This is a genomic window from Caballeronia sp. AZ1_KS37, from assembly GCF_023631165.1.
GTDB lineage: Bacteria > Pseudomonadota > Gammaproteobacteria > Burkholderiales > Burkholderiaceae > Caballeronia > Caballeronia zhejiangensis.
In genome coordinates, this window is the sequence record NZ_JALQDP010000017.1 from 73,604 (window position 1) to 94,319 (window position 20,716).

At 63.5% G+C, this 20,716-nt stretch carries 23 protein-coding genes and 1 tRNA gene; 13 read left to right on the top strand and 11 right to left on the bottom strand.

The window, feature by feature from the left end:
• Nucleotides 1–374 precede the first annotated feature (374 nt).
• Genes ampD through NCS00_RS12125 form a run of 3 tightly spaced genes read right to left on the bottom strand, consistent with a single transcriptional unit; the run spans nucleotide 375 to nucleotide 2,248 of the window.
• Complete coding sequence (ampD, locus tag NCS00_RS12115) at nucleotides 375–977, bottom strand: 1,6-anhydro-N-acetylmuramyl-L-alanine amidase AmpD (protein WP_250440204.1); 603 nt, start codon at nucleotides 975–977, stop codon at nucleotides 375–377.
• Complete coding sequence (locus NCS00_RS12120; protein WP_034471463.1) at nucleotides 974–1,312, bottom strand: PP0621 family protein; 339 nt, start codon at nucleotides 1,310–1,312, stop codon at nucleotides 974–976. The genes ampD and NCS00_RS12120 overlap by 4 nt, the downstream gene beginning before the upstream one ends.
• Before the next feature lie 27 nt (nucleotides 1,313–1,339).
• Entirely contained in the window at nucleotides 1,340–2,248 is a 909-nt protein-coding gene (locus NCS00_RS12125) for a cytochrome C assembly family protein (protein ID WP_008342934.1), read from the bottom strand.
• Between the two features lie 110 nt (nucleotides 2,249–2,358).
• On the opposite strand from NCS00_RS12125, the gene ffh reads away from it, so the two are divergent.
• Together ffh and NCS00_RS12135 are read left to right on the top strand one after the other, a co-directional pair.
• Nucleotides 2,359–3,726, top strand: coding sequence for a signal recognition particle protein (ffh, locus tag NCS00_RS12130; protein ID WP_008342937.1), 1,368 nt, complete (start codon nucleotides 2,359–2,361; stop codon nucleotides 3,724–3,726).
• 124 nt (nucleotides 3,727–3,850) lie between these two features.
• On the top strand, nucleotides 3,851–4,402 hold the full coding sequence (locus tag NCS00_RS12135) for a hypoxanthine-guanine phosphoribosyltransferase (RefSeq protein WP_008342939.1): 552 nt from the start codon (nucleotides 3,851–3,853) through the stop codon (nucleotides 4,400–4,402).
• 45 nt (nucleotides 4,403–4,447) lie between these two features.
• Here NCS00_RS12135 and NCS00_RS12140 read toward each other — a convergent pair whose 3' ends face one another.
• Together NCS00_RS12140 and NCS00_RS12145 are read right to left on the bottom strand one after the other, a co-directional pair.
• On the bottom strand, nucleotides 4,448–5,047 hold the full coding sequence (locus NCS00_RS12140) for a MarC family protein (protein WP_008342940.1): 600 nt from the start codon (nucleotides 5,045–5,047) through the stop codon (nucleotides 4,448–4,450).
• The gene (locus NCS00_RS12145; protein WP_008342941.1) at nucleotides 5,047–6,783 is read right to left on the bottom strand and encodes a proline--tRNA ligase; all 1,737 of its coding nucleotides are present in this window, start codon (nucleotides 6,781–6,783) and stop codon (nucleotides 5,047–5,049) included. Before NCS00_RS12145 ends, NCS00_RS12140 begins: the two co-directional genes overlap by 1 nt.
• 221 nt (nucleotides 6,784–7,004) lie before the next feature.
• Between NCS00_RS12145 and NCS00_RS12150 the strand changes: the two genes are divergently transcribed.
• Nucleotides 7,005–7,649: an RNA pyrophosphohydrolase gene (locus NCS00_RS12150; protein WP_008342943.1), complete on the top strand. Its 645-nt coding sequence runs from the start codon at nucleotides 7,005–7,007 to the stop codon at nucleotides 7,647–7,649.
• Between the two features lie 149 nt (nucleotides 7,650–7,798).
• Nucleotides 7,799–8,362 carry a CNP1-like family protein gene (locus NCS00_RS12155; RefSeq protein WP_033537265.1) on the top strand — a complete coding sequence of 188 codons (564 nt, stop codon included), beginning with the start codon at nucleotides 7,799–7,801 and terminating at the stop codon, nucleotides 8,360–8,362.
• Nucleotides 8,363–8,423: 61 nt separating this feature from the next.
• Here the strand turns inward: NCS00_RS12155 and proB are convergent, their stop codons facing one another.
• The 4 genes from proB to rplU all read right to left on the bottom strand — a co-directional run bounded on the left by proB (nucleotide 8,424) and on the right by rplU (nucleotide 11,397).
• Nucleotides 8,424–9,542, bottom strand: a complete 1,119-nt coding sequence (proB, locus tag NCS00_RS12160; RefSeq protein ID WP_008342948.1) for a glutamate 5-kinase — start codon at nucleotides 9,540–9,542, stop codon at nucleotides 8,424–8,426.
• 25 nt (nucleotides 9,543–9,567) lie between these two features.
• The gene (gene cgtA, locus NCS00_RS12165; RefSeq protein ID WP_008342949.1) at nucleotides 9,568–10,653 is read right to left on the bottom strand and encodes an Obg family GTPase CgtA; all 1,086 of its coding nucleotides are present in this window, start codon (nucleotides 10,651–10,653) and stop codon (nucleotides 9,568–9,570) included.
• Between the two features lie 146 nt (nucleotides 10,654–10,799).
• On the bottom strand, nucleotides 10,800–11,060 hold the full coding sequence (gene rpmA / locus NCS00_RS12170) for a 50S ribosomal protein L27 (protein WP_008342952.1): 261 nt from the start codon (nucleotides 11,058–11,060) through the stop codon (nucleotides 10,800–10,802).
• Nucleotides 11,061–11,085: 25 nt separating this feature from the next.
• Entirely contained in the window at nucleotides 11,086–11,397 is a 312-nt protein-coding gene (gene rplU, locus NCS00_RS12175; RefSeq protein ID WP_008342953.1) for a 50S ribosomal protein L21, read from the bottom strand.
• Between the two features lie 257 nt (nucleotides 11,398–11,654).
• On the opposite strand from rplU, the gene NCS00_RS12180 reads away from it, so the two are divergent.
• From NCS00_RS12180 to yacG, 9 genes are all read left to right on the top strand, one after another.
• Nucleotides 11,655–12,647 carry a polyprenyl synthetase family protein gene (locus NCS00_RS12180; protein WP_008342955.1) on the top strand — a complete coding sequence of 331 codons (993 nt, stop codon included), beginning with the start codon at nucleotides 11,655–11,657 and terminating at the stop codon, nucleotides 12,645–12,647.
• 40 nt (nucleotides 12,648–12,687) lie between these two features.
• Nucleotides 12,688–12,764: transfer RNA gene (locus tag NCS00_RS12185), tRNA-Pro, on the top strand.
• Between the two features lie 143 nt (nucleotides 12,765–12,907).
• Entirely contained in the window at nucleotides 12,908–14,197 is a 1,290-nt protein-coding gene (locus NCS00_RS12190; RefSeq protein ID WP_034471461.1) for an HlyC/CorC family transporter, read from the top strand.
• 71 nt (nucleotides 14,198–14,268) lie between these two features.
• Entirely contained in the window at nucleotides 14,269–15,438 is a 1,170-nt protein-coding gene (locus NCS00_RS12195; RefSeq protein WP_244807647.1) for a GspE/PulE family protein, read from the top strand.
• Nucleotides 15,435–16,640 (top strand): type II secretion system F family protein, encoded by a 1,206-nt coding sequence (locus NCS00_RS12200; RefSeq protein ID WP_034471457.1) that lies wholly within the window; start codon nucleotides 15,435–15,437, stop codon nucleotides 16,638–16,640. Before NCS00_RS12195 ends, NCS00_RS12200 begins: the two co-directional genes overlap by 4 nt.
• 31 nt (nucleotides 16,641–16,671) lie before the next feature.
• On the top strand, nucleotides 16,672–17,595 hold the full coding sequence (locus tag NCS00_RS12205) for a prepilin peptidase (protein WP_175982749.1): 924 nt from the start codon (nucleotides 16,672–16,674) through the stop codon (nucleotides 17,593–17,595).
• A 21-nt stretch (nucleotides 17,596–17,616) separates the two neighbouring features.
• Nucleotides 17,617–18,222 carry a dephospho-CoA kinase gene (coaE, locus tag NCS00_RS12210; protein ID WP_175982748.1) on the top strand — a complete coding sequence of 202 codons (606 nt, stop codon included), beginning with the start codon at nucleotides 17,617–17,619 and terminating at the stop codon, nucleotides 18,220–18,222.
• 171 nt (nucleotides 18,223–18,393) lie between these two features.
• On the top strand, nucleotides 18,394–19,149 hold the full coding sequence (gene zapD, locus NCS00_RS12215; protein WP_008342965.1) for a cell division protein ZapD: 756 nt from the start codon (nucleotides 18,394–18,396) through the stop codon (nucleotides 19,147–19,149).
• 63 nt (nucleotides 19,150–19,212) lie between these two features.
• The gene (gene yacG / locus NCS00_RS12220; protein ID WP_008342966.1) at nucleotides 19,213–19,404 is read left to right on the top strand and encodes a DNA gyrase inhibitor YacG; all 192 of its coding nucleotides are present in this window, start codon (nucleotides 19,213–19,215) and stop codon (nucleotides 19,402–19,404) included.
• A 6-nt stretch (nucleotides 19,405–19,410) separates the two neighbouring features.
• Here yacG and NCS00_RS12225 read toward each other — a convergent pair whose 3' ends face one another.
• Both NCS00_RS12225 and NCS00_RS12230 read right to left on the bottom strand, forming a co-directional pair.
• Nucleotides 19,411–19,842 carry an NUDIX domain-containing protein gene (locus NCS00_RS12225; RefSeq protein WP_008342968.1) on the bottom strand — a complete coding sequence of 144 codons (432 nt, stop codon included), beginning with the start codon at nucleotides 19,840–19,842 and terminating at the stop codon, nucleotides 19,411–19,413.
• Entirely contained in the window at nucleotides 19,839–20,702 is an 864-nt protein-coding gene (locus tag NCS00_RS12230) for an ATP-binding protein (RefSeq protein ID WP_239295169.1), read from the bottom strand. The genes NCS00_RS12225 and NCS00_RS12230 overlap by 4 nt, the downstream gene beginning before the upstream one ends.
• Nucleotides 20,703–20,716: the final 14 nt, after the last annotated feature.

Genomic DNA, 20,716 nt, shown 5'->3' on the forward strand with positions numbered 1-20,716 from the left:
CGCGGTGTCGGTCGACGCAATTCGCGCTTGCTTGCATGCCTTCTTCACGGTGCTGCTCGCTGGCGCCCGACGCGCCCGACGCCTCTCTCCTCGCAAAGAGAAACCGTCTCGCGCATCGCCCCGGGCCAGCCAAACTTCTTCTACGCCGGAAAGCCGACGGCGCCGGCTCACTGGAGCGGGCGCCGCGTCAACAACACAAGATCTAGTGCAAAGTACGTCTGTCGGCACCAAGTATAGTGGACAACATCGCAGTCTCAAAAAGTTTTATTTGCCCTGAGTCTGCGGTCGCGGGGTTGACTTTTGCTATAGCAAAGCGCGACAAGGCCTCGCGCGCGACGCTGCTGCGCCGCAACGAGAAAGACCTTACGCAGCGCTCAGATGTTGGATTGAAACGGAAAGAACGACGGCGGCAGCGCGCTGCCGTGACGCAGACGCGACCACTCGAAATGCGGGCCCGGATCGGTCTTGCGGCCGGGCGCGATGTCGGAGTGACCCGCGACTGCATCGATCGGATAGCGCTTCACCACGACTCGCACGAGCGCGGCGAGCGCGTCGTACTGCGCGTCTTCGAAGGGCACGCGATCGCTGCCTTCGAGCTCGATGCCGATCGAAAAGTCGTTACAGCGCTCGCGCCCGCAGAACGACGAGACGCCCGCGTGCCACGCGCGTTCGTCGCAGGAGACGAACTGCTCGATCGCGCCGCCGCGACGGATCACGAAGTGCGCCGACACGCGCATGCCGCGCAGATGATCGAAGTACGGATGCGCGTCGTGATCGAGCTTGTTGAGGAAGAAATCGGCGATGGCGTTCGTCGTGAAATCGTCGGGCGGCAGGCTGATGTTGTGCACGACGATGAGCGTCGGCACCGCGTCGCCCGGACGCGCCTCGAAGTTCGGCGACGGCAGGCGCGTCGCGTGCGTGAACCAGCCTTGCGCGTCGATATGCGGATCGCGCTGTCTGACGACGTTGGCGTTCATCGTGCGTCGCGTCCGGTCGGACGGGCCGCGTAATGGCGCGCGTGATCGCTGCAGCAGAAGCGCTCGCCCGCGACGATGATCGATTCGCTGCGCGGCGTGTGCACGCCACACTGCGCGCAACGGATGAGCGGATCGGCGAGTTGCGGCGCGCTCGCGGCCGCGCCGTTGCCATGACCGTTGCCGCTGCGGGCGCGGCGTGCGTCATGCGCTCCGCCCGCGGTCGCGCCGCCGGCTGGCGCGTCGCCCTGCTGCGCGCGCTCGTTCGCGCGGCGCAGCTTCTTCAGAAGCCACTGGCACAGGAAAAAGAGGACGATCAGAAAGAAGAAATTTCGCATCGATTCAATGCCGATAGATTCAGACGCTCAGACGACCGCGCGATGCAGCAGCACTTCGAACACGAAGCGGCTGCCGACGTACGCGAGCAGCAGCGCGGCGAACGACGCCAGCACCCAGCGCAACGCGGCGCGTCCGCGCCATCCCGAGAGGCGGCGCGCGGTGAGCAATGCGCCGAACATCAGCCAGGAGACGAACGCGAACACAGTCTTGTGATCGAAGCGCAGCGCGCGATCGACCAGTTGCTCGTTGAACGCGATGCCCGACACGAGCGTGAGCGTGAGCAGCACGAAGCCCGCCGCGATCAGGCGGAACAGCAGCTTTTCAAGAGTCAGAAGCGGCGGCAGCGTGTCGAGCCAGCTCGCGAGCCAGCCATTGCCGGTATGACGCGTCGCGAGGCCGCGCATGCGCTGCAGGCGGCGTTCGAGCATCAGCATGAGCACGGCGTGCAGCGCGGCGATCGCGAAGAGTCCGTACGCGATGTTCGCGATCAGGAAATGCAGCTTGAACATCGGCGCGGCGGAATACGACAGCACGCGCACGCCGCCGAAGACGAGCGGCAACAGCGACGCGATGCACGCGAGCGGCAATACGAGCAGGCGCAGGCCGTCGAGCGGAAAGAAGAAGCTCTCGATCCAGTAGATGCCCGCGCCGAGCCAGAACATCGCGGAGAGCGCGAACGCGAAGCCGAAGATCATCGCGTTCTGGGGAAAGATGGTCGTGTGCAGCAGGAGGCCGTGCACGAGCAACGCTACTAATAATAGAGCGCGGCCCAATCCGCCCATGTCCGGCGATTTTTTGGCCGCCGCCGGCGATGCGATGCCCGGAGGCACGCCGGCCAGCGCCGGCTCCACGGCCGTGTGGCGATGCGCGCGCCAGCCCGCTACGGCGAGTCCGCCATAGAGAAGCGCAGTGAGGGCATACAGTACAATATCCATGTTCGAAGTTTACACTAGGCCCTTGAATCACGACGTTTTCTCCCTTGCGGCAACGCGGGGCGATTACGTCGTTTTGCGCTGAAAAAGGGCCGCATTCACTACCGTTTCCCATGCTCGATAACCTGACTCAACGGATGGCCCGCGTCGTCAAGACGCTGCGCGGCGAAGCCCGGCTCACCGAGGCCAACACGCAAGAGATGTTGCGGGAAGTGCGTCTCGCGCTGCTCGAGGCCGACGTCGCGCTGCCGGTCGTGCGCGAGTTCATCGCGAAGGTGAAGGAAAAGGCGCTCGGCGAGGAAGTGCTGTCGAGCCTGTCGCCGGGTCAGGCGCTCGTCGGCGTCGTCCAGAAGGAACTGACGGCCGTGATCGGCGGCGATTACGAAGGCAAGGCAGCCGAGCTGAATCTGGCGGTCGCGCCGCCCGCCGTGATCCTGATGGCCGGTCTGCAGGGCGCGGGTAAAACCACCACGACCGGCAAGCTCGCCAAGCTGCTGCGCGAAAAGAGCAAGAAGAAGGTCCTCACCGTTTCCGTCGACGTGTATCGCCCCGCCGCTATCCGTCAGTTGCAGACGGTGACGGAACAGGTCGGCGCCGACTTCTTCCCGTCGGAAGCGAATCAGAAGCCCGCGGATATCGCGCGCGCGGCGATCGACTGGGCGAAGCGGCACTATCACGACGTGGTGATCGTCGATACGGCCGGCCGTCTCGGTATCGACGAAGCGATGATGAAGGAAATCAGCGAGCTGCACGCGCTGCTCAAGCCCGCTGAAACGCTCTTCGTCGTCGACGCCATGTTGGGGCAGGACGCGGTCAACACCGCGAAGGCGTTCAACGACGCGCTGCCGCTCACCGGCGTCGTGCTCACCAAGCTCGACGGCGATTCGCGCGGCGGCGCGGCGCTTTCGGTGCGCAACGTCACCGGCAAGCCGATCAAGTTCGTCGGCGTCGCGGAAAAGCTCGACGGCCTCGAAGTCTTCCATCCGGATCGCATGGCGAACCGGATTCTCGGCATGGGCGACATTCTCGCGCTCGTCGAGGAAGCGCAACGCGGCGTCGACAGCCAGGCCGCGCAGAAGCTCGCCGACAAGGTCAAGAAAGGCGGCGACTTCGATCTGAACGACTTCAAGGCGCAGCTCTCGCAAATGAAGAAGATGGGCGGCCTTTCGTCACTCATGGACAAGCTGCCCGCGCAGTTTCAGCAGGCCGCGCAAGGCGCGGACATGAACAACGCGGAAAAGCAGATGCGCCGCATGGAAGGCATCATCAATTCGATGACGCTGCAGGAACGCGCGAAGCCGGAGCTCATCAAGGCGGCGCGCAAACGCCGTATCGCCGCGGGCGCGGGCGTGCACGTTCAGGAGGTGAACCGCATGCTCAACCAGTACGAGCAGATGCGCGGCATGATGAAGAAGCTGAAAGGCGGCAACCTGCAAAAGATGATGCGCGGCATGAAGGGCATGCTGCCCGGCATGCGCTGACCCGCACTTTTATTGAACCCGCGTTCTCTTCGGGCGTCCGACTCGAAAGAAACGCGGGTTTATCATATGGCGCACGCCGCCGTTTTTTTCCACACTTAGAAGTCAGCCTTTCCCGCTTCCCCTTATGAATCGCGAAGAAGCCCTCCATATTTTCAGCCACTCCGAAGAGATCGTGACGGCTGACGAAGTCAACGCATCGATCGGCAAGATGGCCACGGCCATCAAGGCTGCGACGAAAGACGACTTCCCGCTCGTGCTCTCGGTCATGGGGGGCGCGGCCGTGTTCACCGGCATGCTGCTGCCGCATCTCGACTTCCCGCTCGAGTTCGATTACATCCACCTGACGCGCTATCGCAACGCCATCAAGGGCGGCAGCGAGATGCAGTGGCGCGTCGCGCCGGCGGAATCGGTGAAGGATCGCGTGGTGCTCGTGCTCGACGATATTCTCGACGAAGGCGAAACGATGGCCGCGATCCGCGATCGCATCATGGCGATGGGCGCGAAGACGTTTCTGTCCGCGGTGCTGTGCGAGAAGATCATCCCGAAGGCGAAGCCGCTGCGTCCGGATTTTTGCGGATTCGAAGTGCCGGATCGTTACGTGTTCGGCTGCGGGATGGACGCGAAGGGTTACTGGCGTAATCTGCCGACGATCCGGGCGTTGACGGAAGGGGCGTGATCCCCGCCCGTATCCAAAAGAAAAGCGGCCCGCGGGCCGCTTTTTTCATAGCTGATGCACGAAAGTGCGTATGCCCGTGAGCATCATCTCGACGGAAATCGCGACAAGGACAAGCCCCATCAAACGCTCGAAAGCCGTCACCACGCGCTCGCCGAGCCATTGCTGAATCTTCTCGGCGAGAATCAGCACGATCGCGCAGACGATCATCGTCACCGTGAGCGCGCCGATCCATTCGAACATTTTGCCGGGCGCCTGCGACGTCAGCAGCATCACCGTCGCGAGCGCCGATGGCCCCGCCAGCGCCGGAATCGCGAGCGGCACGATCAGCGGCTCGCCGCCGCGCGAATCGCCGCCCATCGCGCCGTCCGGATGCGGAAAGATCATGCGCAGCGCGATCAGAAACAGCACGATGCCGCCCGCGATGCGCAACGAGACATCGGTGAGGTTCATCGCGCGCAGGAAGCGATCGCCCGCCAGCATGAACACCAGCAGAATGACGAACGCGATCGCCACTTCGCGCAGCACGACCACGCGGCGCCGCTCTTTGGCGACGCCGCGCAGCGCGTTGATGAAGATCGGGATATTGCCGAGCGGATCGGTGATCAGCAGCAGCAAGATCGTCGCCGACAGGAAGTTGTACTGCATTACTTCGCGAGCGCGGCCCGCACTTTCCCGACGACGACATCGGCGGCTTCATCGACCGGCAGCAGCGTGGCTTCCGCGTCGCGGCGGCCCTGATATTCCAGCTTGCCTTCCTTCAGCCCGCGATCGCCGATCACGATGCGATGCGGCACGCCGATCAATTCCCAGTCCGCGAACATCACACCCGGACGCTCGCCGCGATCGTCGAGAATCACGTCGATGCCGGCCTGCTGCAGCGTCGCGTACAGCTTGTCGGCCTGCTCGCGCACGGCGTCGCTGCGGTCGTAGCCCATCGGGCAGATCACGACTTCGAACGGCGCAATGGCTTCCGGCCAGATGATGCCCTTGTCGTCGAAATTCTGTTCGATTGCCGCGCCCAGCACGCGCGTCACGCCGATGCCGTAGCAGCCCATCTGCATCGGCGCGGGCTTGCCGTTTTCGTCGAGGAAGGTCGCGCCCATCGAATCGGAATACTTCGTGCCGAGCTGGAACACGTGACCCACTTCGATGCCGCGGCAGATTTCGAGCGTGCCTTTGCCGTCCGGCGACGGATCGCCCGCGACGACATTGCGAATGTCCGCGACTTCCGGCTCGGGCAGATCGCGGCCCCAGTTCACGCCAGTCGTGTGGTAATCGACCTCGTTCGTGCCGACGACGAAGTCGCTCATGTTCGCGACCGTGCGGTCCGCGATCACGCGCACCGGCTTCTTCGTGTTGAGCGGACCGAGGTAGCCCGGCGGCGTGCCGAACCATTCGACGATCTCGGCTTCCGTCGCGAAGCGATAACCCTTCAGGCCCGGCAGCTTGCCCGTCTTGATGTCGTTGAGCGAGTGATCGCCGCGCAGCATCAGCAACCAGATGGTCGGTTCGGCGCCTTCGTTGTCGGTCGCGAGAACGATCGACTTGATCGTACGTTCCAGCGGAATGTTCAGAAGCTGCGCGACCGCCTCGCACTTCGCGGCGCCGGGCGTGGGCGTCTTCTTCAGTTCTTCGGTGGGCGCGGCGCGTTGCGCGATGAGCGGCAGCGCATCGGCGGCTTCGACGTTCGCCGCGAAGTCCGAGCTCGGGCAATACGCGATGTCATCCTCGCCCGTATCGGCGATCACGTGGAATTCATGCGAACCGCTGCCGCCGATCGAACCGTTGTCCGCCGCGACCGCGCGGAACTCCAGCCCGATGCGCGTGAAGATGCGCACGTAGGCTTCGTACATCTTGCGATACGACTCTGCGAGGCCGTCGAGGTCTTTATCGAAGGAATAGGCGTCCTTCATGATGAATTCGCGGCCGCGCATCACGCCGAAGCGCGGACGGATTTCGTCGCGGAACTTCGTTTGAATCTGATAGAAGTTCACCGGCAACTGGCGATAGCTCTTGATCTCGCGGCGCGCGATGTCCGTCACGACTTCCTCGTGCGTCGGGCCCATGACGAAATCGCGCTCGTGGCGATCCTTGAAACGCAACAGTTCCGGGCCGTATTGCTCCCAGCGGCCCGACTCCTGCCACAGTTCGGCGGGCTGCACGGCGGGCATCAGCAATTCGAGCGCGCCCGCGCGGTTCATCTCTTCACGCACGATGGCCTCGACCTTGCGCACCGAGCGCAGACCGATCGGCATGTAATCGTAGATGCCGCCCGCGACGCGGCGGATCATGCCTGCACGCATCATCAGCTTGTGGCTGACGATCTCGGCGTCGGCGGGAGCTTCCTTCAGGGTGCCGATGAAGAAACGGGATGCTTTCATTCAAATTTTCCAAATGCGGCGCGCTTCGGAGCGGACAGCGCCGAAGCAGGCGGATCAAGGTGAACGACGGAACGACCGGCGAGAAAAGAAGATTTTGCCGCCTGCCGGATGCTCTGGCAAAGACATTCACACGGATGCCCCGAATTGGGGTTCGTGCCAGTGCGTCGAGGCCAATAACTGTTTATAATCAAAGCAATTTTAAAGGATTTGAAGGTGGCTGTATGCTGGATCGTGAAGGCTTTCGCCCGAACGTCGGCATCATCCTCTTGAACGCGCGCAACGAAGTGTTTTGGGGCAAGCGGCTGCGTGAACATTCCTGGCAGTTTCCGCAAGGGGGCATCAAATACGGTGAGACCCCTGTGCAAGCGATGTATCGGGAGTTACACGAAGAAACCGGCCTGCTACCGGAGCATGTAAAAGTTGTGGGTCGCACGCGCGACTGGCTGCGTTATGAGGTGCCGGACAAGTTCATCAAGCGCGAGGTGCGCGGACATTATCGCGGTCAGAAACAGATCTGGTTTCTGCTGCGCATGGTGGGCCGCGATTGCGACATCTGCCTGCGCGCGACGGACCATCCGGAATTCGATGCCTGGCGCTGGAACGAGTATTGGGTACCGCTGGATGCGGTCATCGAGTTCAAGCGCGACGTTTATCAAATGGCTCTATCCGAGCTGTCCCGCTTTCTGCGGCGTACCAACTCCCGCGGTGAGCGCGGCGAGCGAGCCGCGCATCACGGGCCGCGCTATCCACGCGTCGTCCAGACGATGACGATCGAAGCTCCTGCCGTTACTGCCTCCGGCGCGGCAGTTCAGGCAGAATGCACGGTCAGCGAAGAAGTGCATGTGATCGTGCAGCGCTCATCGTGAATCCGGGCACTGCAACGCTTCGAGCACTTTGACACTCAACTCGATTGCGATCGATGGCACGGCGAACTTCTCGCCGTGCCATCTCGCTTTGTTCCGCCGGGCGGGCGCATGAAGCCCGCGCGCATGTTTCCGGGAAGACCCAATTGAAAGTGAATGCCTCACTCGCGGTAATCGCGGCATCCGCGGCAGCGCTCGCCGTGCTCGCCGGCTGTTCCAGCAACAAGGCGCCGTCCACGCAGGACGACGGCGTGTTCACCTATCTGCTCGACCGCAAGCCGAACTGGACCGAAGAAAAAATCGACACGATGCCACCGCTGCCGCAGGCATCGAATCTGGTCGCGTTCAACGTGTCGCAGAACACGCCGCTCACGTTCGCCGTCGACAAGACCACGCTCACGGTCGGCAAGGATGGCGTCATTCGTTACGTGATCGTCGCGACGAGTCCGGCGGGCGCGCGCAACGTCAACTATGAAGGCATTCGTTGCGACACCTACGAATGGCGTCGCTACGCGAGCATCAACGACGATCAGAACGGCTGGGATCAAGGTTCCGCATTCGACTTCAAGCGCATCGAAAACGGCGAGCTGAACGCGTATCAGGCGGCGCTCTATCAGGATTATTTCTGCACGAGCAAGCTGCCCGTCGGCACCGCGAAACAGATCGTCAACAACATGGAATACAAGCGCACGCAAAGCGTGATCAATCTGCGCTGATTGCGCCGCGCGTCGGCGTGACGATGTGAAAACGCCCGCTGATTCAGCGGGCGTTTTCGTTTCAGACGAGCACGAGATTGTCGCGATGGATCAGTTCCGGCTCCAGCATGTAGCCGAGCACCGATTCGATCTCGCCGCTCGGCCGGCGATGAATCAGCCGCGCCTCCGAACTGCTGTAGTTCGTGATGCCGCGCGCGACTTCCTGCCCTTGATCGTCGACGCACGCGATTACTTCGCCGCGATCGAAGGCGCCTTTCACGTCGATGACGCCGATCGGCAAAAGGCTCTTGCCGTCGGCGGTGAGCTTGTTGACCGCGCCCTTGTCGATGACGACATGCCCGCGCACTTGCAAGTGATCCGCCATCCACTGCTTGCGCGCCGCCATGCGTGCGGTGCGCGCGATGAGTTGCGTGCCGATCATCTCGCCCGATGCGAGGCGCGTGAGCACATCGGCTTCGCGGCCGCTCGCGATGACCGTGTTCGCGCCGCTGTGCGCGGCACGCTTCGCCGCGAGAATCTTGGTCAGCATGCCGCCGCGTCCTAGGCTCGAACCCGCGCCGCCCGCCATCTGCTCGAGTTCGGGCGTGCCGGCGTCGGCTTGCTCGACGAGCGTCGCGTTCGGGTCCTTGCGCGGATCGGCGGTGAAGAGGCCACGCTGATCGGTGAGAATGACGAGCGCATCGCCTTCGATCAGATTCGCGACGAGCGCGCCGAGCGTGTCGTTGTCGCCGAACTTGATTTCGTCGGTGATGACGGTGTCGTTCTCGTTGATGATCGGCACGGCGCCCAGGCGCAGCAGCGTGAGCAGCGTCGAGCGCGCGTTCAGATAGCGTTCGCGATCGGCGAGATCGGCGTGCGTGAGCAGAATCTGCGCGGTGCGGATGCCGTGCGCGCCGAAGCTGCTTTCGTAGACTTGCGCGAGACCCATCTGGCCGACCGCGGCCGCCGCCTGCAATTCGTCGATTTCGCGCGGTCGCTTTGTCCAGCCGAGCCGGTGAATGCCTTCCGCGATCGCGCCCGAACTCACGAGCACGACTTCCTTGCCCTGTTCGCGCAGCGCCGCGATTTGCGACGCCCAGCGCGAGATTGCCGCATGATCGAGCCCGCGACCGTCATTGGTGACGAGGCTCGACCCTACTTTCACTACGATTCGCTTCGCAGCGGCGATGACCGAACGCATCGTGCGCTTTCTCCTCGTGGTTGCTTTATTCCTTCGTTTCGTCGTCGCGGAAGCGCACGTCGGCGGCCAGATCTTCCGCTTCAGCCGCGCGCGATGCGTCCGAATGCTGCGAGATGTAATCGTAGATCGCGTAGGTGAGCGCCTCGCAGCCCTGACCGGTCAACGCCGAAATCTCGTAGACCGGACCGTCCCATTCGAAGCGCTCGACGAAATCGGCGATGCGCGCCTCGCGTTCGTCTTCCGGCACCATGTCGAGCTTGTTCAGCACGAGCCAACGCGGCTTCTCGTAAAGCTGCTCGTCGTACTTGCGCAGTTCGTTGACGATCGCCTTCGCTTCCGCGACCGGATCGACGTTTTCATCGAACGGGGCCATGTCGACGAGATGCAGCAGCACGCCCGTGCGCTGCAAGTGCCGCAGAAAACGATGCCCGAGGCCCGCGCCTTCCGCCGCGCCTTCGATGAGACCCGGAATGTCCGCGATCACGAAGCTCTTGCTCGGCCCGACGCGCACCACGCCGAGATTCGGCGCGAGCGTCGTGAACGGATAATCCGCGATCTTCGGCCGCGCGTTCGACACCGACGAGATGAAAGTGGACTTGCCCGCGTTCGGCATGCCGAGCAGACCGACATCCGCGAGCACTTTCAGCTCGAGTTTGAGCATGCGGCGCTCGCCCGGCTTGCCGTCGGTTTTCTGACGCGGCGCGCGGTTCGTGCTGGACTTGAAATGCAGGTTGCCGAGGCCGCCCGCACCGCCCTTCGCGATCAAGACCTGCTGATTGTGCTCGGTCAGATCGGCGATGATCTCGCCCGTTTCCTGATCCGAAATGATCGTGCCGACCGGCATGCGCAGCGTGATGTCGTCGCCGCCCTTGCCGTAGCAATCCGCGCCGCGGCCGTTTTCGCCGTTGCGCGCCTGATGCTTCTTGGAGAACCGGTAGTCGATCAGCGTGTTGATGTTGCGGTCGCCGACCGCGTAGACGCTGCCGCCGCGCCCGCCGTCGCCGCCGTCCGGTCCGCCGAACGGGACGAACTTTTCGCGGCGCATCGACGCGCTGCCATCTCCTCCGTCGCCGGCGATGACTTCGATCCTCGCTTCGTCAATGAACTTCATGCGTTGCTCCGTCCCGTGTATTCGCTCTATTTTGCCGTGACCGACCTGGCCGGTCACTCATAACCAATTTTTGACCGCACCAAATAAAAATGGCCCCGCGAACTTCGCGGGGCCATTTCTTCGGTCCTGAAGCCCGTGCGTAAAACTTACGCTGCCGGGACGACGACGACCGTGTGCTTCTTCGCAGCGCCCTTAGTCACGAACTTGACGTGACCGTCGGCCAGCGCGAACAGCGTGTGATCCTTGCCGATGCCGACATTCTCACCCGGGTGCATGCGCGTGCCGCGCTGGCGAACGATGATGCCGCCTGCGTTGATTGCCTGGCCGCCGTACACCTTCACGCCGAGGCGTTTGCTCTCGGAGTCGCGGCCGTTGCGGGAAGACCCGCCTGCTTTTTTGTGTGCCATTTGCTTAGCTCCTTAACCGATGCGCTTACGCGTTGATCGCGTCGATGCGCAGTTCGGTGTAGTTCTGGCGATGGCCAGCGTGCTTTTGGTAGTGCTTCCGGCGGCGCATCTTGAAGATGGTCACTTTCTTGTGACGACCTTGGGACACGACGGTAGCCTTGACGGAAGCCCCACTGACCAGCGGCGTACCGAACTGAATCGATTCGCCTTCGCCTACTGCGAGAACCTGGTCGAGCGTGATTTCAGCGTCAATGTCTGCCGGTATCTGTTCTACTTTAAGTTTTTCGCCAACGGCAACTTTGTACTGCTTGCCGCCGGTTTTTATGACCGCGTACATTGAGAACCTCACTCAGAATTCTTTTTCCACGCACCACGCGGGGAAAACACGCGATTATACATAGAGTTACGCTCGACGTCAAAGCGCCGTGACGATGCCCGCGCGGGCGGCGCAACGCGCGATCCGGCTCCGAACCTCGGCGAAAACGAAGCGAATCGCAGCCGAAATTCGCCGACATTGCGCGAGTCGGAACACCGGACCACCCGGCGTCTGTCGGATTCGCCTTATAATCCGCCGGATTACCCTTTTTGCCGATCATGTCGTCCACCGCCACTTCCTCTCCCAACGCCGCCGCGCTGCTCGCCCCGATCGCCGAGGACATGCAGCAGGTCAATCGCGTCATCCGGCAGCGCCTGGCATCAGAAGTGATGCTGATCAACCAGATTTCGGAGTACATCATCGGCGCGGGCGGCAAGCGGCTGCGGCCGGCGCTGCTGCTCCTCGTCTCGGGCGCGCTGGGCGACACGACCGGGCATCGTCACGAATTGGCGGCGGTGGTTGAGTTCATCCACACGGCGACGCTGCTGCACGACGACGTCGTCGACGAATCGGATTTGCGCCGCGGCCGCAAGACCGCGAACGCGCTGTTCGGCAATGCGGCGAGCGTGCTGGTCGGCGACTTCCTGTATTCGCGCTCGTTCGAGATGATGGTGAGCGTCGGCAAGATGCGCGTGATGGAAATCCTGTCCGTCGCGACCAACATCATTTCCGAAGGCGAAGTGCTGCAACTGCTCAACATGCACGATCCGGACGTGGACGAAGCACGCTACATGCAGGTGATCCGCTACAAGACGGCGAAGCTGTTCGAAGCGGCGGCGCAGCTCGGCGCGGTGCTTTCGGGTGCGGATGCGCGGACCGAAGCGGCGGCGGCGGAGTTCGGCCGGCGCATCGGCACGGCGTTCCAGATCATGGACGACTGGCTCGATTACACCGGCACGCCCGAATCGATGGGCAAGAACGCCGGCGACGACCTGCGCGAAGGCAAGCCCACGCTGCCGCTCATTTATTTGATGGAGCACGGCACGCCGGACCAGGCGGCCCTCGCACGCGAGGCGATCGAGCAAGGCGGCACGGATCGCTTCGACACGATCTTCCACGCAATCACGACGTCCGGCGCGCTCGATCACACGCTGGAATGCGCGCGCAAGGAAGCTCAGGCAGCGGCAAATGCGATTTCTTCATTTCCCTCTTCCATCTACAAAGATAGCCTGCTAGAATTATGTTCTTACTCGACGTCACGGCAGTCTTGAACGAGACTGAAGCAGCGTAAGAGTCCAAGTTGGTCAAATTCGGGGTGTAGCTTAGCCTGGTAGAGCGCTACGTTCGGGACGTAGAGGCCGGAGGTTCGAATCCTCTCACCCCGACCAGAATTGCAAAAACCCGCATGGTTCGCCATGCGGGTTTTTTATTTCCGGCGGCAAAACCGCGTACGCTGGCCGAAAGGCCGAGGGCGAGCTTGCCGGCCCGTCTGCTATATTGCCTCCCATCTCCGCCCCTACTCGATCACCGCGTGGACAACCTTCCCTTATGGGCGCAAATTTGCGCCATTTTTCTGCTTCTCTTCCTTTCCGGCTTCTTCTCGATCTCCGAAACGTCGATGATGGCGCTCAATCGCCATCGCCTGAAATATCTGGCGAGCCAAGGATCGCTACGCGCCCGCACGACGCAAGGCCTGCTCGCGAAGACCGATCAGCTTCTCTCGGTCATCCTGATCGGCAACAACCTGATCAACACGATCATCCCGGTGCTCACGACATCCATCGCGCTGCGCACCTTCGGCCATAACAACCTCGTCCTGTCGATCACGACGGGCGTCATTGCATTCCTGATCATCGTGTTCGCGGAAATCGCGCCGAAGATCGTCGGCGCGACGTATCCCGAGAAAGTGGCGCTGCCGGCGAGCCTCGTGCTCGCGCCGCTCATGCGCGTCGCGCGGCCGCTCATCTGGTTCGTCAATCTGTTCGCCAACGCGATCCTCGCCGCACTGCACATCAACACGAAGGGCAAGCGCGATCAGCGGATCTCGCCCGAAGAGTTGCGCACCATCGTGCTGGAAACGGGCAGCTTCATGCCGACCAAGCACCGCAGCATCCTGCTCAATCTGTTCGATCTGGAGAACATCACCGTCGATGACGTGATGATCCCGCGCCGGCGCATCGAAGCGCTCGACTTCGACGCGCCCTTCGAACAGATCCTGCACCAGCTCGAGACGTGCTACCACAACAAGCTGGTCGTCTTTCAGGGCGACATCGATCGCGTGCTCGGCATTCTGCACGTGCGCAAGACGCTCTCGGCGCTGCACAACCAGGAACTCGAGCGCGACACGCTGCGCGAACTGCTCACCGAACCGTATTTCGTGCCCGCGGGCACGCCTGTCTTCCAGCAATTGCAGTACTTCCAGGAAAGCGGCCACCGTATCGCGATCGTGGTCGACGAGTACGGCGAATTGCAGGGCCTCGTCACGCCGGAGGACATCATCGAAGAGCTGATCGGCGAATTCACGACGACGATTCCGCGCGGCGCCGGCTCGCGCGGCGGCTGGGACGAGAGCGGCGAGTGCATCGTGGCGGGCAGCATGCCGTTGCGCGAACTGAACCGCTGGCTGCATCTGTCGCTGCCGACGGACGGCCCGAAAACGCTCAACGGCCTGATCCTCGAAACGCTCGAAGACATCCCCGACGGCGACGTTTCGGTGCAGATCGCGGGCGTGACCTTCGAAGTGATGCGCAGCGACGATCAGGCGATCCGAACCGTCAAGATTTTCCGCCCGCCCGAAGGCACGCGACACGCGCTGCGTTAGCCATTCGGACGACTGTGCGCCGGCGGCCGAGGACGGGATCATCGGATCATCTCGACTCGACCGCCGACGCCATGATTTCCCCTTCCTTCCGCGAAACGCCATCCGACCACGAGACGCCCGCCGTCTCGCTGCTCACCGACACCTTGCGCGAAGCCGCCGAGCGCGGCGCGTCCGATATCCATGTCGAACCGTCCGAGCACGCATGGCGCATCCGGCTGCGCGTCGATGGCGCGTTGCACGTATTGAAGCGCCCGCCGCCCCATTTGCGCGATGCGTTCGTCACGCGGATCAAGGTGCTGGCGCGAATGGACATCGCCGAGCGGCGCGTGCCGCAGGACGGCCGGCTGCGCCTGAATCTGCCGGGCGGGCGGATCGGCGACTATCGCGTCAATTCGCTGCCGACGCTCTTTGGCGAAAAACTCGTGCTGCGGCGGCTCGAAGCGCTGCCGCCCGACCTTTCGCTCGCCTCGCTCGGTCTCGACGACGCGCAAGGCCGCGCGGTCGAATCGGCGATTCGCGCGCCGCACGGTCTCGTCCTCGTGACCGGCCCGACCGGCAGCGGCAAGACCGTATCGCTCTACTGCTTCCTCCAGATGCTCAACGCGGAAGCCCGCAACGTGTGCTCGGTCGAGGATCCTGTCGAAATTCAACTTGCGGGCATCAATCAGGTGAGCGTGCGCGAAAAGGCGGGACTGACCTTCGCCGTGGCGCTGCGCGCGTTCATGCGTCAGGATCCGGATGTCATCATGGTCGGCGAAATACGCGACGCGGAAACGGCGGACGTCGCGGTGAAGGCTGCGCAAACGGGCCATCTCGTGCTCTCGACCTTGCACACGAACGATGCGCCCGCCGCGATCGCGCGTCTCATCGATATCGGCGTCGCGCCTTACAACCTCGCGTCGGCGCTCAAGCTCGTCACCGCGCAACGGCTCGTGCGCAAGCTGTGCGAGTTCTGCCGCGCGCCGTCGGCGTTGGCGCTCGCGGACGGGTTTCATCCGTTCGAGCCGCGCGGCTGTCCGGCGTGTCATGGCGTCGGTTATCGCGGGCGCGTCGGCGTGCACCAGGTGATGCCGGTATCGGATGAACTGCGCGAGTTGATCGTCTCGCGCGCCGCGACGCATGCGATCGCGCGCGCGGCGCAGGCGCAAGGCATGCCCGCGTTGCGCGATGCGGCGTTCGCGCGCGTGCGCGAAGGCGTAACGAGCGTCGCCGAAGCAGTCGACGCGACGGAGATCGAATGATGAACGACGCGCTCGAACTGCGCTTCGCGTGGCGCGGCATGGACAGCGAAGGCCAGCCGATGCGGGGAAAGATCATCGCCGCCGACGCACTCGCGGCCCGCGCGTCGCTGCGGCGCGAAGGCGTGATCGTCACCCTGCTCGAAACGCTCGGCGCCGCGCCGCCGCCCAAAGCGCGGACCGCCGACGTGACCGTCTTCACGCGACAGCTCGCCGGCCTGCTGCGCGCGGGACTGCCGCTCGTCGGCGCGCTCGAATTGCTCGCCGGCAGCGCGTCCGCCAGCGGAATGCCGCGCATCGTGCGCGCGCTGGCCCGCGATATCACGCGCGGCGTGCCATTCTCGGGCGCGCTGGCACGGCATCCGGCTGCGTTCGGCACGCTGTACTGCCAGCTGGTTTCGGTCGGTGAAGTCGCGGGTGCGTTGCCGACGGTGCTCGCCCGCCTCGCCGACGACCGCGAGCGGGCGGCGTCGCAACGGGCCAGATTGCGCGCCGCGCTCACCTATCCCGTGATGGTGCTGCTGCTTTCGCTCGCGATTACGGCGGGATTGCTGATCGGCGTCGTGCCGACCTTCAAGACGATCTTCGACGGCTTCGGCGCCGCGCTGCCCGCGCCGACGCGTTTCGTGCTCGCGCTTTCGGACGGCGTCGCGAATGTCGGCGTGCCGTTCGGGATTGCAGCCGCATCTGCGGTATTCATCGGATGGAATTGGATGAAGCGTTCGCCCGATGCACGCGCCGCCGCCGATCACGCCGCGCTGCGCCTGCCGCTTGCAGGCAAGCTGCTGCGCTCGCTCGCGGTCGCGCGATGGAGCCGCGCGCTCGGCACGCTGCTCTCGGCGGGCACGCCGCTGTCGGATGCGTTCAACTCACTCACGCATGCCACAGGAAACCGCGTGTTCGACCGCGCCACCGTCGACATCGCCGCGCGCCTGCACAACGGCGAGCGTCTCGCGGCCGCAATGCGCGCCGTCGGATGCTTTCCGCAGGACGTCGTGCAGCCGATCGCGGTCGCCGAAGAATCAGGCTCGCTCGATGCGATGCTTCTCGATCTAGCCACGCTCGCCGACCGTCAGGTGGACGAGCGCATCGGCGGCTTCGCGAGTCTTTGCGAGCCGATCGTCATCGCGGTGCTGGGCGCGCTCGTGGGCGGCCTTGTCATCGCGATGTATCTTCCTGTCATTCAGCTCGGCAACGTGGTGTAGCATCGCGGGCCAAAGCAACCGTTCGTCCATCATGCAGCCTTCGTTCGATCCGACCGCCGCGCATTTCGCGAGCCGCTATCTGGCGGCGTTCGCGGCGCTGCCCGTGGCCGTGCAGTACGGGTTCGCCATCGTGTTCGGCCTCGTGATCGGCAGTTTTCTTACTGTCGTCGTGCATCGTCTGCCCGTCATGCTCGAACGCGCGTGGCGCGCGGAAGTCGACGCAGCCATTCCCGAGGCGTCCGATGCCACCAAATTCGCCGCCGCCGATCCCTATCCCGAGCGCTTCAATCTCGCCGTGCCGCGCAGCGCGTGTCCGCATTGCAAGCACGTGCTGCGCGCGTGGGAAAACATTCCCGTCATCAGCTATCTGGCCCTGCGCGGACGTTGCTCGGCATGCGGCGCACGCGTGAGCCCGCGCTATCCGCTGACCGAACTCGCGACCGGCGCGCTGGCGGCGCTATCGCTTTACGCGTTCGGTCCCACGTGGCCCGCGCTGGCCGCGTTCGGTCTATGCGCGGCCTTGCTGACGGCAGGGCTCATCGACTACGACACACGCTATCTTCCCGATGTACTGACGCTGCCCTTGCTTTGGGCCGGGCTTCTCGTCAATTTCGGCGAAGGCGGATTCGCGACGCTGCACGACGCCGTGACGGGCGCAGTCGCAGGCTATCTGTTCCTGTGGTGCGTGTACTGGCTCTTCAAGCTCGTGCGCGGCGTGGAAGGCATGGGCTACGGCGACTTCAAGCTGCTCGCCGCGATCGGCGCGTGGCTCGGATGGTCGGCGCTCGCGCAAGTGCTTCTGATCGCGGCCGTCGCGGGCGCCGCGTTCGGCATCGTGGCGACGTGGCGCAAGCGCATGCGTTTCGAAGAGCCGTTGCCGTTCGGACCGTTTCTCGCAGCGGGCGGCGCGATCACGCTTTTCATCGGCACGCCGCTTTATGCATTGTTAGGTTGATCGAACCGAACGGAGCAACGGATGTTCAGCATTGGTCTTACCGGCGGCATCGGCAGCGGCAAGAGCACGGTCGCTGATCTCTTCGCAGCGCGCGGCGTGCCGCTGATCGACACGGACCTGATCGCCCATCGAATCACGGCGCCGGGCGGCGTCGCGATGCCGCTCATCGCGAGCGAATTCGGCGACGGATTCATCGCGGCGGACGGCTCGCTCGATCGCGCGAAGATGCGCGCGCTCGTCTTCGCCGACGACACCGCGAAGGCGCGCCTCGAAGGCATCGTGCATCCGCTGATTCGCGCCGAGACGGAACGCCAGCGGTTCGCGGCGCAGGGCGCGTATCACATCGTCGTGGTGCCCTTGCTCGTCGAGTCCGGTGAATGGGCGAGCCGCGTGTCGCGCGTGCTCGTGGTGGATTGCCCCCTCGAGACGCAGATCGCTCGCGTCATGCGGCGCAACGGCTTCACGCGCGAACAGGTACTCGCGATCATCGCGAAGCAGGCGTCTCGCGAAGCGCGTCTCGCGGCTGCCGACGACATCGTGCTCAACGATGAAACCGCCACGCTCGACACGCTCGCGCAGCAAGTCGAAACACTGCACGGCCGTTATCTTTCGCTTGCGTCCGCATGACGCGACGGCGATCGCCTGAGTTAGCGAAATCGTCGAAAAGTTCCCCGTTTTCCGCCGAAACGAGCCATTCGGCGCCCGAATATGGCCCGATTTGCTAGGGTGAGGATGCGGCATTAGAATGTGCTCACTTCCGCTCATGGAAGCAACCGACCCACGCCGAGGCGAGCGCGCTTGATCCTTTACGAGTATCCCTTCAACGAGCGAATCCGGACGCTGCTGCGCCTCGAAGACCTGTTCGAGCGCTTCACGTTCTTTCTGACTCAGGAAGACGCGCGAGAACATCACGTTGCACTCACGACGCTCTTCGAGATCGCGGAAGTCGCTGGCCGCACGGACCTCAAAGCCGACCTCATGAAGGAACTGGAACGGCAGCGGCAAACGCTCGCGCCGTTTCGCGGCAATCCGGGCATCGAACAGGAAGCGCTCGAAGCCGTGCTCGGCGAAATCGAGCAGACGCTCGCCGGCCTCACCGAAATGCACGGCAAGACCGGCCAGCATCTCGCCGACAACGAATGGCTCGCGAGCATCCGCAGCCGCACGATCATTCCCGGCGGAACGTGCAAGTTCGATTTGCCGTCGTATTACGCCTGGCAGCAGTTGCCGGTCGAGGAGCGCCGCCAGGACATCGCGAAGTGGGTCATGCCCATGCTCGCGTTGCGCGACGCGGCGGCCATCGTATTGCGGCTCGCGCGTGAGTCGGGTCAGGCATCGAAAGTCATGGCGATGCAGGGCAGCTACCAGCAGATGTTGTCCGGCCGCACGTATCAGCTGATGCAAGTGCGCGTCTCACCGGACACGCGCGTGATTCCGGAAGCAAGCGCGAACAAGTACATGCTGTGGGTGCGCTTCACGGTGCAGGACGGCGATCTGAAACCGCGCGCCGTCGATGTCGACGTGCCGTTTCATCTGACGCTTTGCAGCCTTTGAATCGGAACGGTTTGGCCTCATGTGGTCAAATATCGTCCGTAACCGGCTCAATTCGTATTCGTCATGACCACTGTCGTCAAATGTCCGACCTGCGGCAAGGATGTCCGCTGGGTTCCCGAAAACCGCTTTCGCCCGTTCTGTTCCGAGCGCTGCAAGCAGATCGATCTCGGCGCGTGGGCGGCCGAGAAGTACAAGATCGCGGGTAATTCGCAGGAAACGCCGCCGGACGAAGACAATCGCGGCGGACTCAACTGAGCGCCGTTATTCGCGCTCTTCCTCTTCGAGCCATTCCAGAATCGGAATGGCTGCCGGCAGGAGCGGCGCGACCTCGACGGGAAGCGTCTGCCAGGCGATCGCCTGACCTTCGCGGCCGACCGGCGAACCGTTCCACTCCGTCACCTTGCAGAAGAAAAGCCGCACGTACGCATGAGGATAATCATGCTCCAGCGTGCGCCAGAGCTGGCACGCGGTGACATCGATGCCGAGTTCCTCGTGCAGTTCGCGACCGAGCGCCGCCTCGATGCTCTCGCCCGGCTCCAGTTTGCCACCGGGAAACTCCCAGTAACCTTCATACGGTTTGCCCGCGGGCCGCTGCGCAAGCAGATAGCGCCCGTCGTGCTGCACCATCACGCCGACGGCCACTTCGGTCACCTTGCGGCCATCGGGCGCGATGTCCGGCTTCGCATCGGTCATTGCTTGCGTCCCGACCAGTCGCGCGCGAATTGCCACGCCACGCGGCCCGAGCGCGATCCGCGTTCGAGCGCCCACACGAGCGCATCGCCGCGTGCGCTTTCGACTTCGGCGTCGGCGCAGCCGAAGTGCTTCAGCCAGTGTCCGACGATCGACAGATAGTCGTCCTGCTTGAACGGATAGAAGCTGACCCAAAGGCCGAAGCGCTCGGAAAGCGAAATCTTTTCTTCGACCACTTCGCCGGGATGAATCTCGCCGTCGGACGTGTGCTTGTACGTCTCGTTGTCGCTCATGTATTCGGGCAACAGATGGCGGCGGTTCGACGTCGCGTAGATGAGCACGTTGTCCGATTGCGCGGCGACGGAGCCGTCGAGCGCGACCTTCAGCGCCTTGTAGCCCGACTCGCCTTCCTCGAACGAGAGATCGTCGCAGAAGACGATGAAACGCTCGGGCCGCGTGGAGATCAGATCGACGATATCGCCGAGATCATGCAGATCGTCCTTGTCGACTTCGATCAGGCGCAAGCCGTCCTTCGCATACGCGTTCAGACACGCCTTGATCAGCGACGACTTGCCCGTGCCGCGCGCGCCCGTCAGCAGAACGTTGTTCGCGGGCAGCTTGTTCACGAACTGTTGCGTGTTCTGCCGAATGAGCGATTTCTGACGATCGATGTTCTGAAGGTCGTCGAGCGAGATCTGCGAGATGGCGGAAACGGGTTGCAGGAAGCCGCGTCCCTGACGCTTGCGCCAGCGAAACGCCACCGCGGATTCCCAGTCGATATCGGGCGCGGCGGGCGGCAACATGCCTTCGATGCGCGCCAGCACCGCTTCGGCGCGCGTGAGAAATTGTTCGAGTTTATCCATCGAGTTGTCCGCGT